The sequence below is a fragment of the Saccharothrix sp. genome (assembly GCF_031180885.1).
Lineage (GTDB): Bacteria > Actinomycetota > Actinomycetes > Mycobacteriales > Pseudonocardiaceae > Actinosynnema.
This window is the reverse complement of sequence record NZ_JAPSLK010000004.1, coordinates 152,260-172,049: the sequence shown is the minus strand read 5'-3', so window position 1 is coordinate 172,049 and position 19,790 is coordinate 152,260. Positions and strand designations below refer to the sequence as shown.

18 protein-coding genes are annotated in these 19,790 nt (G+C 72.2%); 7 read left to right on the top strand and 11 right to left on the bottom strand.

The window, feature by feature from the left end:
- The first annotated feature begins 200 nt into the window (after positions 1-200).
- A complete protein-coding gene (locus RIN75_RS09050; RefSeq protein WP_309111363.1) occupies positions 201-3,959 on the top strand; it encodes a serine protease in 3,759 nt (1,252 codons plus the stop codon).
- Between the two features lie 35 nt (positions 3,960-3,994).
- On the opposite strand, the gene RIN75_RS09045 is transcribed toward RIN75_RS09050, so the two are convergent.
- The gene (locus tag RIN75_RS09045; RefSeq protein ID WP_309111362.1) at positions 3,995-4,273 is read right to left on the bottom strand and encodes a hypothetical protein; all 279 of its coding nucleotides are present in this window, start codon (positions 4,271-4,273) and stop codon (positions 3,995-3,997) included.
- A 304-nt stretch (positions 4,274-4,577) separates the two neighbouring features.
- Here RIN75_RS09045 and RIN75_RS09040 point away from each other — a divergent pair, with 304 nt between their 5' ends.
- Together RIN75_RS09040 and RIN75_RS09035 are read left to right on the top strand one after the other, a co-directional pair.
- Positions 4,578-6,236, top strand: a complete 1,659-nt coding sequence (locus RIN75_RS09040) for a hypothetical protein (protein ID WP_309111361.1) — start codon at positions 4,578-4,580, stop codon at positions 6,234-6,236.
- The gene (locus RIN75_RS09035) at positions 6,233-7,117 is read left to right on the top strand and encodes a hypothetical protein (protein WP_309111360.1); all 885 of its coding nucleotides are present in this window, start codon (positions 6,233-6,235) and stop codon (positions 7,115-7,117) included. Before RIN75_RS09040 ends, RIN75_RS09035 begins: the two co-directional genes overlap by 4 nt.
- Before the next feature lie 199 nt (positions 7,118-7,316).
- Here RIN75_RS09035 and RIN75_RS09030 read toward each other — a convergent pair whose 3' ends face one another.
- The 3 genes from RIN75_RS09030 to RIN75_RS09020 all read right to left on the bottom strand — a co-directional run bounded on the left by RIN75_RS09030 (position 7,317) and on the right by RIN75_RS09020 (position 10,204).
- Positions 7,317-8,441: a hypothetical protein gene (locus RIN75_RS09030; protein ID WP_309111359.1), complete on the bottom strand. Its 1,125-nt coding sequence runs from the start codon at positions 8,439-8,441 to the stop codon at positions 7,317-7,319.
- A gap of 271 nt (positions 8,442-8,712) precedes the next feature.
- Positions 8,713-9,123: a hypothetical protein gene (locus RIN75_RS09025; protein ID WP_309111358.1), complete on the bottom strand. Its 411-nt coding sequence runs from the start codon at positions 9,121-9,123 to the stop codon at positions 8,713-8,715.
- A 346-nt stretch (positions 9,124-9,469) separates the two neighbouring features.
- The gene (locus RIN75_RS09020) at positions 9,470-10,204 is read right to left on the bottom strand and encodes an alpha/beta fold hydrolase (RefSeq protein WP_375295928.1); all 735 of its coding nucleotides are present in this window, start codon (positions 10,202-10,204) and stop codon (positions 9,470-9,472) included.
- Between the two features lie 81 nt (positions 10,205-10,285).
- Here RIN75_RS09020 and RIN75_RS09015 point away from each other — a divergent pair, with 81 nt between their 5' ends.
- Positions 10,286-11,314: a transcriptional regulator gene (locus tag RIN75_RS09015; RefSeq protein WP_309111356.1), complete on the top strand. Its 1,029-nt coding sequence runs from the start codon at positions 10,286-10,288 to the stop codon at positions 11,312-11,314.
- 595 nt (positions 11,315-11,909) lie between these two features.
- On the opposite strand, the gene RIN75_RS09010 is transcribed toward RIN75_RS09015, so the two are convergent.
- Positions 11,910-12,833, bottom strand: a complete 924-nt coding sequence (locus RIN75_RS09010) for a hypothetical protein (RefSeq protein ID WP_309111355.1) — start codon at positions 12,831-12,833, stop codon at positions 11,910-11,912.
- Here RIN75_RS09010 and RIN75_RS44010 point away from each other — a divergent pair.
- The 3 genes from RIN75_RS44010 to RIN75_RS08995 all read left to right on the top strand — a co-directional run bounded on the left by RIN75_RS44010 (position 12,826) and on the right by RIN75_RS08995 (position 14,644).
- On the top strand, positions 12,826-13,149 hold the full coding sequence (locus RIN75_RS44010) for a hypothetical protein (protein WP_375295931.1): 324 nt from the start codon (positions 12,826-12,828) through the stop codon (positions 13,147-13,149). The genes RIN75_RS09010 and RIN75_RS44010 overlap by 8 nt on opposite strands.
- 149 nt (positions 13,150-13,298) lie before the next feature.
- On the top strand, positions 13,299-13,574 hold the full coding sequence (locus tag RIN75_RS09000) for a hypothetical protein (protein ID WP_309111354.1): 276 nt from the start codon (positions 13,299-13,301) through the stop codon (positions 13,572-13,574).
- Positions 13,571-14,644, top strand: a complete 1,074-nt coding sequence (locus tag RIN75_RS08995; RefSeq protein ID WP_309111353.1) for an alpha-hydroxy acid oxidase — start codon at positions 13,571-13,573, stop codon at positions 14,642-14,644. Before RIN75_RS09000 ends, RIN75_RS08995 begins: the two co-directional genes overlap by 4 nt.
- On the opposite strand, the gene RIN75_RS08990 is transcribed toward RIN75_RS08995, so the two are convergent.
- The 6 genes from RIN75_RS08990 to RIN75_RS08965 are packed head-to-tail and all read right to left on the bottom strand — an operon-like array spanning position 14,634 to position 19,789.
- Positions 14,634-15,572 (bottom strand): alpha/beta hydrolase, encoded by a 939-nt coding sequence (locus RIN75_RS08990; RefSeq protein WP_309111352.1) that lies wholly within the window; start codon positions 15,570-15,572, stop codon positions 14,634-14,636. The genes RIN75_RS08995 and RIN75_RS08990 overlap by 11 nt on opposite strands.
- 15 nt (positions 15,573-15,587) lie before the next feature.
- Positions 15,588-16,556: a transketolase C-terminal domain-containing protein gene (locus RIN75_RS08985; protein WP_309111351.1), complete on the bottom strand. Its 969-nt coding sequence runs from the start codon at positions 16,554-16,556 to the stop codon at positions 15,588-15,590.
- The gene (locus RIN75_RS08980; protein WP_309111350.1) at positions 16,556-17,539 is read right to left on the bottom strand and encodes a thiamine pyrophosphate-dependent dehydrogenase E1 component subunit alpha; all 984 of its coding nucleotides are present in this window, start codon (positions 17,537-17,539) and stop codon (positions 16,556-16,558) included. Before RIN75_RS08980 ends, RIN75_RS08985 begins: the two co-directional genes overlap by 1 nt.
- Positions 17,527-18,435 (bottom strand): phytanoyl-CoA dioxygenase family protein, encoded by a 909-nt coding sequence (locus tag RIN75_RS08975; protein ID WP_309111349.1) that lies wholly within the window; start codon positions 18,433-18,435, stop codon positions 17,527-17,529. Before RIN75_RS08975 ends, RIN75_RS08980 begins: the two co-directional genes overlap by 13 nt.
- On the bottom strand, positions 18,432-19,514 hold the full coding sequence (gene hppD / locus RIN75_RS08970; protein WP_309111348.1) for a 4-hydroxyphenylpyruvate dioxygenase: 1,083 nt from the start codon (positions 19,512-19,514) through the stop codon (positions 18,432-18,434). Before hppD ends, RIN75_RS08975 begins: the two co-directional genes overlap by 4 nt.
- Positions 19,514-19,789 carry a hypothetical protein gene (locus RIN75_RS08965; protein ID WP_309111347.1) on the bottom strand — a complete coding sequence of 92 codons (276 nt, stop codon included), beginning with the start codon at positions 19,787-19,789 and terminating at the stop codon, positions 19,514-19,516. The genes hppD and RIN75_RS08965 overlap by 1 nt, the downstream gene beginning before the upstream one ends.
- Position 19,790: the final 1 nt, after the last annotated feature.

Sequence of the window (19,790 nt, the reverse complement as noted above, 5' to 3'; positions counted from 1 at the left end):
TGGTTGTCGTCAGTCCTGTGCGTCATCGTCGGCGGATCATGTCTGAGCGGTGGTCCGCAGCACGGTCAGTCCCGAGCCCCGCGTGTCGTCCGCACGATGCAGATCCGCCGTCGCAACCCGCCATCCGCTCAACGTGTCCCACGTGTTCGGCAGACTTGGTCCGTATTCCTCCGTCCGGGATGCCGCTATACGGTGAAGTCGTGATCGTGACCGAAAGGATCGGCCCGGCGTTGGCCCGGTTTCGCGACGCGGACGGGCAGGTGGCGGGTGCGGGGTTCCTCATCGCCGCGGATCTCGTCGTGACCTGCGCGCATGTGATCGCCGCCGACGCGACCGCCGCCGACCCGCCCGCCGGGCCGATCACCGTCGAGTTCCCGCTGATCCCCGGAGCGGCGACGGCGCAGGGCGAGGTCGTGTCCTGGACGCCGGTCGCGGCGGACGGCACCGGGGACGTCGCGGTCCTGCGCGTCAGCCCACCCGACGGCGCAACGCCGGTCCCGATCGCACCCGAGGACGGTGTCTGGGGCCACCCGTTCCGCGCCTGCGGCTTTCCCAAGCGCTTCGACGACGGCTTCTGGGTGACCGGGGTGGTCCGGGGCCGCCAAGCCACGGGCTGGATCCAGTTGGAGGTCGCAGGGCGGGTCGAGTTCGGCTTCAGCGGCGCACCGGTATGGGACGAGGCCGCCGGTGGTGTCGTCGGAATGCTGGTGGCGCGGGCGGGCGCCGGCACGGCGTTCCTGTTGCCCGGCAGTGCGCTTGGTTCCTTGTGGCGGGCCGTCCTGCCCGATCCCTACCGCGGCCTGGAGTCGTTCGCCGAGGCCGACGCGCCGCTCTTCCACGGCCGTGACGCCGACATCGAGCGACTGCTGGGCTACGTCCGCAACCGGAGCCTCACGCTGGTCGTCGGCCCGTCCGGGAGCGGCAAGTCCTCGCTGGTCAAGGCCGGCCTGCTGCCCCTGCTGCGGCCGGACACGCACATCCACGCGGCCGGTGCGGACGTCGAGGCGGCGCTGACCGACTTCGAGGCCGACGAAGGGGACGCGGTGCTGTTCGTCGACCAGTTCGAGGAAGTGGTCGACACGGACCCGGCACGGGCGGCGGCCCTGCTGGGCAGAATCACCGACCTCGTCGGCGCGCAGCGCAAACCACGCCTGCGCGCCGTGCTGACCGCACGCTCGGATTCACTGGACGCGCTGCTCACTTCCGAGACGGCCGAGGCGTTGGACCACGCCGTGGTGTTCGTCGGCCCGCTGGACCGGGACGGATTGCGCGCCGCCATCACCGAGCCGGTCAAGTCCGTAGGCGGGGTCGTGTTCGAGGACGGGCTGGTCGACCGCGTCCTGAGCGACGCGGGCACCGAGCCGGGACGCCTGCCGTTGGTGGAGTTCGCGCTCACGGAGCTGTGGCGGTCGCGGCACGAGGGCAGGCTCACGCACGCCGCCTACGACGAGATCGGCGGCGTGTCCGGCGCGCTGGCCCGCTACGCCGAGCGCACGCTGTGGTTCCGGGTGGACGACAAGGACCGTGTGCGTCGGGTGCTGACCAGGCTCGCCCGACCCGACGGCGCGGGCGGCTACACTCGCAGGCGCATCCCGCTGTCCGATGTGGACGACCACGGCCTCCTCGCGACGCTCGCGGACTCCCGGCTGGTCGTGGTCGGCGAGTTCGTGGAGCTGACGCACCAGGCGCTGGCTGCCCAGTGGCCGCGACTGCGGGACTGGCTTGACGCGGACCGCGAGTTCGTCACGTGGCGCACGGAGCTGGACCAGCGGCGCGAGCAGTGGGCGTCCTCCGGCCGCGATCCCAAAAGCCTGCTCGGCGGCGGAGTTCTGGCCCGTGCGCAGGACTGGGTGGCACGCCGGGGCGACGAGTTGTCCGAAGCGGAACGCGACTACGTGGCTCGCAGCGTGGCGCGGCAGCGGCGCGAGACGCGGAGGTGGCGGGCGGTGACGGCTGTGCTCGCCGTCGTCGCGCTCGTCGCCGCCGCGCTTTTCGCGGTGACCCAGGTCCAGCGGGACCGGATCGCGCGGCAACTCGTCGAGACAGAAGCCGCGCTCGACGCGCGGACATCACTCCAGCAGGTGTCGGACGAGCCGCTGGCGTCGCTTCGCCTCGCGCTCAGGGCGTGGCGGGGCTCCCCCGGGAACTCCGATGCCTACGCCGCGCTGCTGGAGCACCGGTTCGAGTGGTGGGACGCCGAGCGGGTCGAGCCGGGCACCGCGGTGCGCACCGCCGCGAGCGCCGACGGCGCCGTGATCGCCTTCATCCATGCGGAAGGGCACGTCACGGTGTGGCAGGGCGCCGATCGGTGGCAGCCCCCGGTCGAGGGCGCACAGGCGGTCGCGGTGAGCCGGGACGGCCGTCAGGTCGCCGTCGCCACCACCCGCGAGGTACTGGTGTGGCGGGACCGCCAGGGACCGGTGTCCCTGCCCGGCACCGCGGCCGGCCTCCGGTTCGACGTCGAGGGCGGAAGGCTGACGGGCTCCCCCGACAGGGTGGCCGGCCTCGGCGAGGCCGTGACAGTCTGGGATGTGGCGCGTGCGCGCGTCGTGGCCACGACCACCCTGCGGTTGGAGCGGGCCGTGAGCGTGCCCGGCGACCGGGTGTTGGCCATCAAGGACAACCATGTTGTTCTGCTGGAGGTCGCGGGCTGGTCGGTTGTCCGCGACTACCCCGCCGGCGCCGCGATCCTGGGCTACGGCGAGGCGGTCGGCGGGTGTGGAACCGACCGGCACCTGCTGTTCTACGGCCACACGCCCGACGAGGACCGGACCGGACCCTTCGGGTGCCTGCGCGGCTACCCGGGCGTTGAGGCGACCGGCGAGTTCCTTGATGTCTCGATGGGCGGCGCGTCGAGCCGGTTTCACTGGTACCTGCACTGGCGATCCGGCCGGCTCTACCCGGTCACGTTCGGGGTGAAGCCGAACCTCGGAGCGGAGGTGGTGGGACAGGTCGACGACGACGGCTTCCACGCTTGGGTAGTCGGCTCGGACAGCATCTTCCGCGTCCGCGCGGCGCGCCCGTTCACCTCACCGCTGGTACCCAAGGCCATGGGTCGAGCGGTGTTCCGGCCAGACGGGTCGGCGTGGGCAGGTCTGACCGGGGACGGTGTCCGGCTGGTCGACAGGGAGGGCGTCGAGTTGGCCCGTGCTGCCCTGCCGGGGCCCTTCGAGCCTCCCCCGAACAGCACCACGCTCGCATTCACCCCGGACGGCCGGCGGCTTCTGATCGGTATCGGCGACAACCTCTATGTGCTGGACGACGACCTGCGCCTGGAACGCGCCATCAGCCTGCCCGGGATCCGGGTGCCCGGTTCGGAGCCGTCGGCAGTGCCGTTGTCGGACGACGAGGTCGTCGTCCTGTACGGCGGCACGCTGAGCCGATGGCGGATCGACTCGGGCAAGCCGCTGGGCGAGCAGGAGCTGACCGACAACCCCGAGGCGTTGCGGTTCGTCGCGGCCAAGGGCCACATCCTGCCCAGGCCCGGCAAGCCCGACGAGGTCGTCCTCGACGCCACCTCGGCGGTCGAGGTCTGGGACGTCCGCCAGTGGCGCCGGATGTCACGGTGGGACGTCGACAGCAGCGGAGCCTTCCCCGGCGGCGTGGCAACCGACGGCGAACGGACCGCGGTGCTCCGACCCGGCCTGCGCGAGATCGAACTGTCCGACGGCAAGCGGATCACCGGGGAGAACATCGAGCGCCTCATCGGGTTCCACGGCGACCTGCTTCTTGTGCAAGTCGAGTCCGGCTTGCAGGTGTGGCGGTCCGACCGGATGGTGGCCCAGGTCGGCTTCGAGGGCAATCTCCGGGACGCGTGGCAGATCCGCGACTCCACCTTGAGCTACGTGAACCACCAGCCGGGTCCCGACGGGGAGACCGGGGCCGAGTCGGTCCGCACCCTGTCGCTGGAGCCGGAAGACTGGTACGCCGACCTGTGCCGGATCGTCGACGGCTGCTGACCTGTCAGCGGCTGCCCGGCACTCGATCGCCACCGCTACGGGCACGATGGCCGGATGTCGGCAGTTCGATCCCCACGAGCGCGGAGGCGTAGTGCAGGGCGGCCGTGGCGTCGCTCGCCGATGGTCAGGCGCAGGGCGCGCTTGACCTGGCCGCCGTCCTCGGTGACGCCGGCACAAGCCAGCGTCGAAACCACGCTGCGGACCTCGAACACCCGGTCGTCGGCCAACACCCGCCACAGCAACTCCGGGTGGCACGGCACCAGCGCCCGCACCGGCCCCAGCCGCACCTCCACCAGGTCACCGAGCCCGGACAACGACCCGGTGAACCCCGATCACGACCTGAGCGGCCGGCACCAGGACCACGTCGTGGCTCCACCACCAGCCGCGACAACCGCACCCGCACCTCAAGGCCAGGCGATCAACGGACCGTCATCCGGGTGACCGTCCGGCCCCCGAACTCGACCGAAAGGCGGGGCGGAACGCCGGCTCCGCCGGAACCCAGTTCCGGCGGGTCCCGGCCCGGATTGCCCGATCGGGCGGCGGGTGGTGCCCTGACGGGCGTGTCCGGTGTGGGCGACACGACCCCATACTGGGTCCGACGTTCGGAGGTGGTACGGCGTGGTCTCCTCGGTCTACCGGCGGTCGTCCGCCGAAGTGCCCGCACCGCCCCGCCACCACCGCACCACGGCCACGCCTCCCCCGGGGCTCCTGCGCCTCCAGAGCGCCGCCGGCAACCGTGCCGTCGCCCGTCTCGTCGTGCAGCGGTGCGGGCCCACGCCGTGTGACTGCCCGCCCGAGGAACGCGAAGCGAAGGAGGCCGCCCCGGTGCAGCGGGTGGCCGCCGACTTCCGGGTCACCGGCAAGTCGCCCAAGGCGGCAACCGACCAGCGGTCCATCTACTTCGACTACGAGTCCAGCACGGTCACCGCGCCGGACGACACGAAGTTCGCCGCGTTCGCGGGCGTGCCGATGAGCACGGTCCGGCTCAAGGGCACGGCCAGCGAGGAGGAACGGCGCGGCCCCGGCCGGGCCGCGCTGGTGGACGACCGGATCGCGGCGGTCAGCGGCCCGTTGGCGGCCGGCTCGCCGGGCACCGGCAACCCGACGCCCCAGCCCGACCTCTCCCCCGGCGGTCTGGACTACCGCAGCGCTCGACGGGTGGAGATCCTGGTCGCGGGACAGCAGTCCACCGCCCCGGTGTGCGTGCCGTCGCCGGACATCAGCTGCGGGCCCTCGCCCAACGCCTTCGACACCGCCCACGCCCGCGCCGTCGCGCTGCTGGCCAACGCCCGCAACGCCCTGGCCACGCCCAACGCCGCACCGGCCGTCGCCCCGCTGACCGCCCTGTTCCACGGGCCGGCCAACGCCGCCGCCGTGGACAGCGGGCTGGCCAAGATCGAAGCCCACATGGGCAACATGCTGCCCGCCATCCCGTTGCACGACGCCACGGCCGGCGGGCACCGCTGCATCAACAGCTGCCTGGGCGACGACTACCTCGCCAGCAACCACGGGTCGGGCAACACCGCCCGGATGACCTTGGGCCCCAAGTTCCTCAACGAGCCGGATGTCACCGAACGCGCGCTGGTGCTCATCCACGAGGGCTCGCACGGTGCGACCGGGCTGATCACCAGCGACAAGGCTTACCGGTGGCAGCGGCTGATGGCCGTGCTGTCGCTGCCGGACGCGCTGGACAACGCCGACAGCTACACCAGGTTGGTGGCCCTGGTGGACAACCCCGCCGTGGCCCCAGCCTCCCAGGTGGACGACACGTCCGCGCTCACCGGCGGCGGCCAGGGCGCGGCGGCGGCGCAGGCGATGGCGTGGCTGGAGCAGTGGCTCGTGCAGGGCAGGCTGGAGGTGCGCTCGCTGTACGACCACGCCGGGCGGGCGATCGCGGCCGGCGCGTGGCAGCCGGCCAGTGTGTTCTACCGCGATCACACGATGACCTACCTGGTGGCCGACTTCGGGCTCACCGCGCCGCCGGCGGTCCCGGTGGCCGACGACCGGGAGAAGATCGCGGGCATCTTCGACCGGCTCTACACGCTGCGCAAGAAGATCACCGGCCGCGGCTTCCGGTTCACCACGGGCGGCTACCGCTGGTCGGCCGGCCCCGGCGCGACGGTTCGCCTGTCCTCGGGCTTCTTCGGGCTCTCGCCCCGCGACCAGGTCAAGCGGCTGCTGCGGATGGCCGTGTCGGCGGCGCCATTCATCGAGGCCGGGCGCAAGGACCACTACACCCGGCTGGTCCGGCGGATGTCCGACAGGTGGGGGCCGTGACCCCGGTGGCGTGGCGGTACGTGCCGCTCACCGCCGTCCCGGTGACCGGCCGCCCGCACCTGACGCGGGTCGGCGACAGCGTGCACGTCTTCGCCGCGCGCCCGGACCGCGCCGGCGTCGAGCACGTCGTCGTGTCCGATGACGACTCCTGGGAGATCCGCCCGCCGCTGCCGCTGGCGTCGGTGTCGGGCGCGGCGGCGGGACCCGACGGCCCGGTGGTGGCGGGCGCGCGGCTGGGCGACCTCGCCGCCGTGGTGCTCGCCGACACCGAGATCGTGCTGGCCGTGCACCACGAGGTGGCGGCGTGGCCGGTGCCGGTGGACGGCGACCCGGTGCGAGCGGTGCTGGCCACGGGACACGCGCCGACGACGGTACGGGTCGCGACGCCCGACACCGAACACCACGTACTGCTGGTCGCCGACGAGGTGCACAGCCTCCAGGCCACCGCCGCACCGGACGGCCTCGACCTGCTGTGCCAGACATCGGCACACACGCGGTTCCTGCGCGTCACGCCGGGCACGCGGATGGAGCGCACGCTCCCGTCCGGCTCGTTCCTGGGCTCCGGCGCGGTGCTCGCGGCGCGTCCGCCGGGTCTGGAGATCTGGTCGCCCGACACCGACACCCGACGCCAGATCCCCTTGCGGGGCCTGCACATCGGACGCCTCGGCCTGGTGGACGACCTGCTCACGTGGACGGTGGACGACACCGACGAACCGCCCGCCGCGTGGGTGGCGCGACTCGGCCCAACGGACCTGGAACACCCGACCAGGCTCCCCGACCCCGGACACACCGCCGTGGTGCGCCGGCTCGGCGGCCGGATGGTGGTGGCCCAGCAAGTCTCGGGCCGACTCGAAATCTGGCTCGGCACCCTCCCGAAGTGACACCGACTCCCGGTTCCTCGCGCAGGCGAGCGGTTGCGGTCGGCCCGCACCGACCTCAACCACACCGAGGGCTACCGGGCTCACTGCCGCGTCCCGCCGCGTCTTGCGCGAAGGCCGGCGCACGCCACGTCCACCACGGGCGGGACCCTGGTGATCATCTGTGGCACGGTGGGGCGTACTCGAGCCCTGGGACGTGTTCTCACCATTGCTGCGGGGTGATCGACGTGGTGGTGGCGCAGATCCGGCGAACGTTCTCGTCCGGGTCGAGGTTCCACACCCGGACCGTGCTCACGGCCGGTAGGCCGACCGGATTCGCTCCAGCGGTGCCGGCGCTGACGAGAAGCACGCCGTCTGCGCTGTAGTCGATCGAGATGATGTTGGTGCGGTGCCCGGTCAGTGGTTGTCCGATGCTGCGCGGCAGTCCTGGGTGGCGGACGTCCCACAGCCGGATCGAGCAGTCGTTGTTGTGGGCGACGGCGAGCGCGTGGCCGTCGGGGCTGTAATCGATGGCTCCATAGGAGTTGATCACCCCTGTGGTGGTGGGGATGTGCCCGCGTCGCAGCGGTTCGCCCGGCTGGGACAAGTCCACCAGGTCGATGACGCCGCGGCCTTCGCGGTTCGTCATCGCCGCCAGCGAGTCGCCGGTGCTGAACCTGATCTTGTTCCCGGACTGGAGGTAGGGGTCGAGCGAGAGCGGCAACGGTGCCAGCAGGCTTGGTGCGCGCGGGTCGGCTGCGGTCCACAGCTGCACCACGGCCGGATCGATCACCTCGCCTTTCGGGCCGAACCGCTGTGCGCGACCGGCGAGAACGAGGCGGCGTCGCGAGTCCGCAGCGAGAGTCCCCACGGGTTTGCCGTCCGGAGACCGGAGAGTGGCGCGAGGTTCAGGTCTCACCGGGTTCGACACATCCCACAGACCAGCGGACGGAGTGCGCTCGTGGCCGTCACCGACGCGTCCGACGGCAAGCGTGTTGTCGTCGGTGAAGGCCACCACCTCGTCATAGTGATCACATGGTGCCGGAGGCAAAGGCGGGTCTGGAGGAAGGTGGGAGACAGTGCACAGGCCCCGGTCGTCGTCAACGACTCCGAGCGGCACGGGACTGGCAGGGTGCGACACGTCCCACAGGCGGGTCACGGCATCGGTGAAAGCCACCGCGAGCACGCGACCACTCGGGCTGAACGCCATCGACGTCACCAGGGGCTCGTGCCGCAGGGCAACGCTGAGCGCCCGGGGAGGGAAAGCGCCGACCGCCCAGAGCTGGACCGCGGATTCACGACCGTTGACCGCCACGGCCAGGGTGTCGTTGTCGGGTCCCAGGAGCACGGTGATGGCCGTGTTCAGCGGGTCCGTGATCAGGTCGTCGGCCAGCGGCAGTGTGGTGGCGGCGTCGATGACCAGGCCGGTGTGGGCGGCGGAGCTGTCGGCCGACGGGTTCTTCTGCCGCAGGTTCCATGCCACGACGTCGAGTTGTGCGGCGAGTGCGTGGCCCTCCTGGTCGTCCGGCGTGCTGCGCAGCCGCTGGGCTTTGCCGATCAGGTCGCTGGCGACGAGTTGCTCGACAGCAGCTCGGGTTTGGCCGCGTTGCCGGAAAGCGTCACCCGCGGCGGTGCCCGCGGTGAGGGTGAGTACGCACAGAAGCGCGATCCGCCCAGCGGCGGCGCCGGGTCCGGGTGGCCTGCCTGATCGAGGCCGCGCGGAAGTCCTGCGCGACCGCCGTCGTACCGGAGGTGACGGTCTGAATCGCCTCCAGACGAACTCCCCGGTAGAGCAACGCGGGATCGCGGTGCGCGGTGTCCCAACCGGCCGCGTCGTCCTCCAAGCGCTGCCGGACGAGGTGGCCGGCGCGGTCCTCGTCGATCCAGCCGCGCAACCGGGGCCACGCTTTCAGCAGCACCTCGTGGGTGATCGTGACCGTGTCCTGTTCCCGGGTCAGCAGTCGGCCGTCGGTGAAGGCGTCGAGAACACCGTTGTCACACAACAACTTTTTGGGGACGAACGACGTCAACCGGTCAGGGTGCGGTTCGGCCGCGGGGTCGGCGGGCGATCGGTGTGGGCGTGGCCCTGTCGGGTGTGGTCGGCTTGATCTCCTTGTGGCCCTGGGGTGGCTCCGGCACGGGCTACCCCAGGGCCGGCGACACTTCGGCGTCGTCGACCGCGACTCGGTCGCCGCGGTCCGGGCCGCCATCCGGATGCCCAGGGCGGCCGCTGTCGTGTCCTGGGCCTGGATGGCGAAGACCCGCCGGACCACCGCCTCCGCTGTGGCCTCCCTGACCCCGCCCGCCAGAGCTTGTGCGCTGGCTCGCGACATGCGTACGCGTTCTTGGTCAGCATGGCTGTGCCGGCTCGGCAGCTCAGGAGACGGCCGCGTCGAGAACGTCGGCGAGTTCGGCAGGGGCCGAGAGCATCGGCCAGTGCCCCGTGGGCAGGTCGAAGCGTCGCCACGGCGGCTCGTTCAGGTAGGTCAGCATCGGAATCCCGGCGTCGAGCAGGCCCTTGAAGTCGTGGCAGGCGATCACGACACGGTCCACTCCGGGTCCGGGGGCGACAGCCTCGGCGAGGCGCTGGGTGTAGGTGCCGAACGGCTGAGGCGTGGCATGCGCGAGCAGTCGTTCCCGCTGGGCCTCGTCGAGCCCGTCGAGGCTGCTGGACAGGCCGAGAACGTCGATCGGCGGCATCGCGAGCCGCCAGCCGTCCCCGAAGGCGGTGACCTGCTCACGCAACTGGTCGGCGACGTGCGGCGGCATGAGGTCGAGCATGCACATCCCCTCCGCGAACGGGGCGCTGTCCACGTAGACCACGCGCTCCAGCCGGTCACCGAGACGTCCCGCGGCCACGGTGACCGGAGCGGCCGCGTAACTGTGGGCCACCAACGTGACGCCGCGCAGAGCCCGCCCTTCGACAAGATCGGTGATGTCGCGAACGTGGGTGTCCAGATCCGTCTGGGGACCGCCCAGCGCGGCGCGCTCAGCCAGGCCGGTCAGCGTCACCGCTATCGCGGTGTGGCCGCGCTCCTGCAGAGCGCGAGCGGTCTCGTCCCACGCCCACCCCCCGAGCCAGGCGCCAGGAACCAGTACGAACGTAGCCATGTGATCTCCCTGAGATGTGGTGTCTGCCGGGAGCGTAGACTCAATACAGGACAGAATCGGCCCTGAAATGTAGGGTGACCCGTGTCGCATCCCCTCACCCGCGTCTTGACGCTGCTGGAGCTGCTCCAGTCCCACCCCACGCTCAGCGGAGCCGAATTGGCCAAACGCCTCGGCACCGATGTCCGCACCGTGCGCCGATACACCGCTCACCTGCGCGACCTCGGTGTCCCCGTGGAGGCAGAACGCGGCCGCTATGGCGGCTATCGACTGGCCCGCGGTTACCGAATGCCACCGCTGGTCCTCACCAACGACGAGGCACTCGCCGTTGTCCTGGGCCTGGTCGCCGCAGAACGTGTCGGGATGGGCACCACGGTGGCCACCGCGGGCGCTCTGGCGAAGATCGAGCGGGTGCTGCCGCAAGCGCTGCGCGAACCGCTCGCCGCCATCCGCGAGTCCCTCGCCTTCACGGCCAACACTGTGATCGGGCAGGCACCAGGCACCGGCATCCTGCTCGCCCTGGCCCAAGCCACCCGCAGCCGCACCACGGTCAACATCGGCTACCAGTCGTGGCGCCGGCAGAGCACCGAACGCGATGTCGACCCCTACGGCGTGGTCTTCCACAACGGCCGGTGGTACCTCGTCGGCCACGACCACCTCCGAAACACCCTGCGAACCTTCCGCGTCGACCGCATCGAATCCGCCACCCCCCAAGCCGGCGACTTCACCGTCCCCGAGAACTTCGACGCCGTCGCCCACCTGACCGCGGCCCTGGCGCAGGTCCCCTACCGCTGGCAAGTCGAGGTGACCATCCACGGCCCCGTCGACGAGATCGCCCGCCGACTGCCCCGCTCGGTGGCAACCCTCACCGCCGACACCACGGGCGTCCTCATGCGCGCACGGGCCGAACGCCTCGACGGCATGGCCCACCTCCTCGCCTCCCTGCAATGGCCCTTCACCATCCACCACCCCACCGAGCTGAGGCATGCCCTCAAGGCATTGGCTGAACAGCTCGCAGCAGCCGCAGAACGAGAACCGGCAGAACGAAGCCCGCGACCCGAGGCGCCTGCCGGCCTTGCCAAAGACCCGGACCGCCAAGACGTGAGACGCTGACTCCTTCAGCATCTGCACCACACCGACCAGGTGTGTCGGGCTTGCACAGTGCAGAGAAGATCCCAGCAGCCCAGGCCACCGGCTGTTCCTACGTGCTGTTCGACTCCGACGGCCCTCATCTGGACGGTCTGCCGTCTTCGACTGGTAGGCCGCGCGGCACCCGTCACGCTCCGCGTGGGCGTGCACGTTCAGGGTTGCCACGTCGTCCATGACGGCCTCCGGACGGGCGGAGGCGGGCGGTGAACGACCCGGGTCGCCCAGTTGCGCGTCCTACCCCGGTGGATCCGTCGGACTGCGGCCCTCGCCAGGCGAAAATGGCACCGGACTCGATCAGCGGTGTAACGAATCCGAGGCCGTACACGACAAGCCGTGTGCGGAACGCCTCCCAGACCGGGTTGGCGAAGCCACGTTCGCGGATGTACCCGACGAGCTGTTCGTCCAGGTGTGCGGAGTTGCCGGCGCCGTCGAGGCACTGCGTGACGTCGCTGGGTAAGACACGGCCACCCGGATCCGAGTCCGGGGGCTCGACGAGCAAACCCTCCATGCGGTGCGTCCCTACGTCGGCGGCGAATACTGCCCTTCGACCATCTCCATGTCATGCCGCTCGGCGCAACCCACGCCGTGCTCGCCCCCTTTTGCCGCCGCCAGCGCTCCGCCTACCGGGGGCCGGTCCCTCAGCGGGCACGTGAACCAGTTGTCCGGTTGAACCGGTGGGCCTGCGGTCGAGCGTAGCCGGGACTGACCACGTCGCCAGTCGGCTTGTTCGGTCACCGCCTGCGCCGCAGGTTCGCCAGACGAGCAACGCCGCCGCGAAGCCGAGGCCGCACCCGACGGCGACGGTCCGAGACGCCTCGCCCACCGGAGCGCGACCGGCCGGGCGTGCCGACCCCGCCACCAAGGGAGCTGGTGCCGGCTCCACGGCGGCCTCGGCCGGGCGGCGGATGATCAGCACCCAGGTCAGCGTGGCGAACGCGACCAGGCACGCCTCGACGGTCGCGATGAACGACCCGTACATGTGCCAGCCGTAGATCTCGTCACCCTTCTTCGTCAGCGCCGACAACGCCATGACCTCGCCGACGCACAACACCGACACCGCCAGGACGGCCATGGGCCGCTGAGTCGGATCGGTCACGGCGGTGCGGTAGAAGCCGACTTCGATGCACAGGGCAACCAGCAGCAGCGCGATCACCTGGCTCATCTGCGCGAAGAACTCCGGCTCGATCCCCTCGCCGGCCACCAGTTGGAACTCCCACCACGTGGTCGCGAAGTACGCTGCCAGCGTGCCCGCCAACAACGGCACCGCCGCCCGCACCCGTGCCCACTCCTGCGGACGGCGAGCACGCAACCGGCGGCTGGTCAACACCCTGGGATCGGCGTCGAACGTCGCGGCCAGCACCATGGCGAGCGCTGCGACGTAGAGCGGCGCGACTGCGAGGTCGAACCACAGCGTGCTCGCCTCGAAACCGGCCCGGCGCCGGAACACGACGCTTTCCAGCACGTCGAGCCCCAGTGTGATCACTGCGCTGGCCATCCACCACGCCGTGATCGGGCGCGTCCGGTCACCGCCGACGCGGCTGCGATACCGGCCCTTCACGCCCCACACGATCGCGAGGATCGCCGCGTCCACCGGAGCGAGCAGCCAGTCCCAACGGCTCGGTCGCCACCGCTGGGTCGTCGAACGCGCCATCTACTGGCTGACCGGCTACCGCCGCCTGACCATCCCGCGCGACGAACTGGAAACCGGCGGACTGGCCGTCACCACTCGCCCTTACCGCGTCGTCGACACCCACGGCCGCCCGCATCCGGCGCGGTTCGGCTACGGCATCCCGACCTAATCCGTCCACTGGATGACGGCGGCGGGCGTCCGTGCGCGGTGGATTCCGTCATCCTCGGTGATGTGGACGCGATGGCGTGGGCGGTGCTGGCCGCCGCCCGCGTCATCGCGCCGCCCGCCCGCAGCACACCCCGACCCGCGTGAGGACCTATGAACAGCGACAGTGGACTGCTCGCCCCCGTCCGGACCGGAGCCCCGGCCGCCGACCTGACCGCCGACGAGGCGCGGTGGCACGCAGCCGTCGAGCGGATCGATCCCGCCGCCGTCGCGTTGGGCGCGCGTGAGATCGGCAGCCCCGTGGCGCCCCAGGTGGAGGCGCTCACCGCCGAGGTGGCGCGGATCGACGCCGCGCGCCCAGGTGACCTCCTCTACCTGGGCTGCGCGGACGCGTACGTCGACCGCGCCCGCCGCCACACGACCTCATGACCGCACCGGCGATCCACTCGGTGGCCGACGCCGAGCGCCTGGCGGCCGAACGCCTGGCCCCCGATGTCCGGGACTTCGTCTCCGGCGGAGCGGGCGACGAGGTCACGCTCGCCGCCAACCGCGCCGCGTTCGACAGGGTGTCCGTGGTGCCCAGGTCGCTGGTGGACGTGTCCGGGTGCGACACGGGCCGCGACCTGTTCGGCGCGTGGTCGTCGCTGCCGCTGGCGATCGCGCCGATGGCGTACCAGCGCCTGGTCCACCCGGACGGGGAGAGCGGTGTGGCGCGGGCGGCCGCGGCGGCGGGGGTGCCGAACGTGCTGGGCATGCTCGGCGCCGAGCGGATCGAGGACGTGGCGGCGGCCGGTGGCGCGCACTGGCTCCAGCTGTACTGGCTCAAGGACCGCCAGGTCGTCGCGGACCTGCTGCGGCGGGCCGAGGGGGTCGGGTGTCGCGCCGTCGTCCTCACCGTCGACGTGCCGGTGATGGGGCGGCGCGTCCGGGACCTGCGAAACGGGTTCGCGCTGCCGCCCGGCGTGCGGCCGGTCAACATCGGCGGTGACGTCGGTGAACGCCGAGCCGGCGATTCAGCGGTGGCCCGGCACACCAGTGCCGTCTTCGACCCCTCCCTGACCTGGCGCGACCTCGACTGGATCAGGGAGCGCACACGACTGCCGCTGGTGCTGAAGGGAATCCTGGACCCCGAGGACGCCCGCCAGGCCGCCGAGTCCGGTGTGGACGGTCTCGTGGTCTCCAACCACGGCGGGCGCCAGCTCGACGGCGCGGTGCCCTCCGTCGACGCCCTGCCCGACGTGGTGGACGCCGTGGGCGGCCGATGCCGGGTGCTGCTGGACAGCGGGGTGCGCACCGGGGTCGACGTCCTGCGGGCGCTGGCGCTGGGCGCGGACGCGGTCCTGCTCGGCCGCCCGGTGCTGTGGGGCCTCGCGGTGGCCGGGCGGCGGGGCGTCACCGCGGTGCTCGACGTCATCCGGCAGGAGTTCGAGACCGCGCTGCGCCTGGCGGGCTGCCGGGACGTCGAGGACGCGCGGCGGCTCCGCACGGTCAGGGCGTGAACCGCGCCCGCAGGTAGGCGGCGACCTCGGCGTGCGCCCGGCGGGCCGCGTCGAGGACGTCGGTCATCGCGAAGAACCCGTGCGCCATGCCGGGGTAGCGGGTCGAGACGACGTCCACGCCCGACGACGCCAGCCTGCGCGCGTACTCCTCGCCCTCGTCGCGCAACGGGTCGTGCTCGGCGGTCACGACCAGCGCCGGCGGCAGCCCCGACAGGTCGTCGGCGCGCAACGGCGACGCCAGCGGGTCGAGCCCGTCGGCCGGGTCGGCCAGGTAGTGCGACCAGTACCACGCCACCGAGTGCCGGTTGAACAACGCCGGATCGTCGCTGTCGCGCAACGACTGCGTGTCCGCGCGGTAGTCGGTGTTGGGGTACACGAGCACCTGCGCGGCCAGCGACGGGCCGCCCCGCTCGCGGGCCAGCAGCGTCACGGCCGCCGCGAGGTTGCCGCCCGCGCTGTCACCGGCCACGGCCAACCGCCCGGGGTCGAGCCCGAACTCGTCGGCGTGCTCGGCGAGCCACGCCACGGCCGCGTAGCTGTCGTGCACGGCCGCCGGGAACCGGTGCTCGGGCGCGAGCCGGTAGCCCACGGTGATCACCTGGCACGGCACGGCGTTGGCCAGCGACCGGCAGATCCCGTCGGACGTCTCGACGCTGCCCAACGCCCACCCACCGCCGAACAGGTACACCAGCGTCGGCAGCGGACCGGTGTCGTCGGTCGGCCGGTAGACGCGCACCGGCAGGTCGCCGCCCGGTCCGGGGACGTGGCGGTCCACCACGTGCCGCACCGGCTCGCCCGCGCCCGCGCCCGCCCGGACGGCGGCCAGGTCGGCGGCGCGGGCCTGCTCGACGGTCAGCGTGTACAGCGGCGGCACGGCGTCGGCGACGCGGCGGGCGCGCAGCCGCGCCGCCTGGGGGTCGAGCGGCACGGCGGCCTCCCTCGGTCAGTCCTGGAGCACCTTGCGGATCGCGGTCGCGAGCTGGTCGCGGTCGGGCTGCACGGCCCGGTCGAGCGCGGGCGCGAACGGCACCACCGCGCCGTCCGGCCGGGTCACCCGCGCGGGCGGGGCGGTGAGGTCGAACCGCTCGGCGGCGGTGGCCAGCACCTCGGCGGCGACGCCGCACGTGCGGTTGGCGTCGTCCACCACGACCAGCCGCCCGGTGCGTCGCACGGAGTCGGCCAGCCCGTCCCAGTCGAACGGGTACACGGTGCGCGGGTCGAACACCTCCACGGACGCCTCCCCGGCCAGTTCGTCGGCGACCGCCAGCGCGTCGTGCACCAGGTGGCCGATGGCGACGACCGTGACGTCCGAGCCTTGGCGGTGCACCCGCCCCGCGCCCAGGGCCACCGGGGCCAGCGTGGCGAAGTCGACGTCCGCCCGCACGTCCAGCGCCCCGGCCGGGGCGAACACCACCACCGGGTCGTCGTCGCGGATCGCGGACACCACCAGCCCGTAGGCGTCCTCGGGCGTCGCGGGCACGACGGTCTTCACACCGGCGTGCGCGAACAGGCCGTAGGGGTGGTCGGAGTGCTGCCCGGCCCAGCCGGCGCGCGACCCGGAGCCGGGCACCAGGTAGGTCACCGGCACGGCGGTCTGGCCGCCGGTCATCAGCGAGAACTTGTGCGCCTGGTTGACGATCTGCTCGAACGCCAGGAACAGCAGCGCCGGGATCTGGAACTCGACGACCGGCCGCATCCCGGCCAGCGCCGCCCCGGTGGCGAACCCGGTGAACGCCTGCTCGGACAGGGGCGTGTCGACCACGCGCTCGGGCCCGAACCGGCCGAGCAGCCCGGCGGTCACGTTGGACACCGCGACCCGGACGTCCTCGCCCAGCACGAACACCGCCGGGTCACGGGCCAGCTCGTCGCCCAGCGCCCGGTTGAGGGCCTTGCGGTAGGACAGCCACGGCATCAGCGGCCATCCCCGGGTCGACCGCGCAGTCCGGTGGCGTACAGGTCGTCCAAGGCGCCCTCCGGGTCGGGGTGCGGGCTGCTCAGCGCGAACGCCACCGCCTCGTCCACAACGGACTCGACTTCGGCGTCGACCCGCTCGCGGTCCGCATCGGACAATCGAGAGCCCTGAACGTCCAACGGGTCCCGCGATCGTCCTTTGAGCACTTCGTCGTCAGGGCGATACCGCACCCGCGCACGGTGTTCCCACGTGTGGTGCGCGTCGAACCGGTAGGTCACGCACTCGATCAACGACGGCCCGCCGCCGGACCGGGCGCGGTCGACGGCGGTGCGCGCGGCGTCCAGCACGGCCACGGGGTCCATGCCGTCGACCGTCGCCGACGGGATGCCGAACGCCTCGCCCCGCCCGGTGATCGTGCCCGCGACCGCGTCCGCCACGGCCAACGTCGTGGCGTAGCCGTTGTTCTCGCACACGAACAGCACCGGCAACCGCCACAGCGCGGCCAGGTTCAGCGACTCCAGCAGCACGCCCTGGTTGACCGCGCCGTCGCCGAAGAAGCTCACCGCCACCCGGCCGTCGCCCGCCCGCTTGGCCGCCCACGCCGCGCCCGCGGTGATCGGGGCGTTCGCGCCGACGATGGCGTTCGCGCCGAGGATGCCCAGCCGGAAGTCCGCGGCGTGCATGGACCCGCCGCGCCCCCGGTTGAGCCCGGTGGCGCGGCCCGCCAGCTCGGCCAGCACCCGCTTCGGGTCGGCGCCCTTGGCCAGCACGTGCCCGTGCCCGCGGTGGGTGCTGGTGATCACGTCGTCGGCCCGCAGCGCCGCGCACGCCCCGGCGGCGACGGCCTCCTGCCCGGTGTAGGGGTGGATGCCGCCGACGATGTCGCCCGCGCGGACCAGCTCGACCGCCCGTTCCTCGAACCGGCGGATCAACCGGACCACCCGGTACAGGTCGGCGTGCGCCGCCGCGCTCAGGAACGCCACAGCAGCGGGCAGAACTCCGGGTCCGCGTAGTCCGGCCTGCCGTCGGGCGTGCGGCGCACCAGCGAGTCGTGGTTGTAGAACGCCGAGGTGCCGTCGGAGAGCCGGAAGTCGCGGAAGGCGTTGTCGCCGTCCTGGAGGTGCAGCGAGATCGCCTGGCGCGGCCGGGTCGACCGGTTGGCGCCGCTGCCGTGGTAGGTGCGGCAGTGGTGGAAGCTCATGTGCCCCTTGGGGATGATCATCGGGATCTTGGACACCGGCACGCCGTTGTGGGCGGCGTTGGCGGACAGCAGGTCTTCCAGGTGGTTCGGGTCGCGGTCGGCGAAGTGGCGGGTGGTGCTGTCGTCGAACCCGACCTCCTCCCAGCGGTGGCTGCCGTCCACCATGGTGATGGTGCCCAGCTCCTCGTCGCAGTCGTGGAGCGGGATGAACGCGGTCAGCATCCGGTCGGAGGACGACGACGACCAGTAGTGCTTGTCGAAGTGCCACGGCACGACGTTGGACGGCTCGTCGGCGATCGGCGGCTTGTAGATCAGGGTCGACTGGAACACCCGGATCTCCGACGCCTCGGCCAGCCGCGCGGCCACCGCGCCGATGATCGGCTTGAGCAGCGCCTTGGCGATGCCGTCGCTCTCGTAGTGCACGTAGTCGTTGTGCCGCTGCACGTCGCCGTGCGCGGGCTCCCAGTAGGCCAGGCGCGGCGGGCGGGAGGGCAGGCGGCGGCTGCGCTCGCCCTCGTAGTAGCGGTCCACCGCGGCGGTCAGCTCGTCCACCTCGTCGTCGGACAGCAGCTTCCTGGACAGGTACCAGCCGTGCTCGGCGAAGAAGCGGACCTCGTCGTCGGTCGGGAGCAGCTCCCGTTCCCGCTCGGTCAGCGCGAGCGCGTTCACCTCGATCACTCGTCCTCCCCAGCGGTGGTGCCGGACAGTTCCGCCCGCTTGGCCTCGTACAGGGCGCGGATGTTGCCGCTGCCGAAGGTCAGCGCGCCGCGGCGTTCGATGATCTCCAGGAACAGCGTGCGGCGGACGTGCACGGACTCGGTGAAGATCTGCAGCAGCTGGCCCCAGTGGTCGCGGTCGACCAGCACGCCCAGGCGGCGCAGCTCGTCCAGCGGCGCGTCCAGGTGGCCGACGCGATCCTCCAGCGAGTCGTAGTAGGCGCCGGGCGTGCCCAGGAAGCGGACGCCGTGCTCGGACAGCGTGCCGACCGCGCGCACGATGTCGTCGGTGCTGAACGCGACGTGCTGGACGCCCGCGCCCGCGTGCCAGGACAGGAAGTCGTCGATCTGGCCGGGGGTGCGGTCCGGGTCGGGTTCGATCAGCGTGAACGTCACCTGCCCGGACGGGCTCTGCACCACCTTGGAGTCCATGCCCTGCCCGCCGATCTCCACGTAGTCCTCGAAGATCTGCTCGAAGCCGAACACGTCGACGTAGTAGCGCGCGGTCGGGCCCAGCCGCCCGGCGGGCACGCAGATCGCGAGGTGGTCGATGGCGCGCAGCAGCTTGCTGTCGCTGTACGGGTCGGGCTCGTCGACGACCAGCGCGCCGGGCAGGAACTCGCGCCGCGCGCCGTGCCGCTCCACCAGCCGGTGGGTCACGTCGGAGAAGCCGGAGACCTCCGCGACGACGACCCGCTGCTCGCCCTCGCCGTAGACCTTCGGCGGTGACAGGGGTCGCGCGCCGCGCTCGACCAGCAGCCGGTACGCCGCCGCCGTGTCGTCCACGCCGATGCCGACGACGGCCACGCCGTCGCCGTGGCGGCGCACGTACTCGGTGGCCGGGTGCTCGGCGTGCAGCCCGGAGGTCAGCACCACCTGGATGTCGCCCTGGCGCAGCAGCAGCGAGCGCTGCCCGCCCAGGCCCGTCTCGGGCCCGCCCTGGCCGCGCACCTGGAACCCGAACGCGGTGCACAGGTAGAACGCCGCCTGCTTGGCGTCGCCTACGTACAGTTCGATGTGGTCGATGCCGGAGATCCGCATCAAGCCGCCCCGATCGCTTCCCGCAGCACGTCGACCGCGTCATCGATGGTGGTCATCCGACCGTACTGGTCCTCGTCCAGCTCCACGCGCACCCCGTAGCGCTGCTCGACCTGGTGCAGCAGCCAGGCCAGTTCCATCGACTCGATGCTCTCGGAGACGTCCCGCACCGACCTGCCGTCGAGGCCGGCGAGCATCGCCACGATCTCGTCGCGGCCCGGCGCCGGCCCGCTCGCGCGGGCTCCCCGATCCGCGGCGGGGTGGTCTGGTGTCCTCATC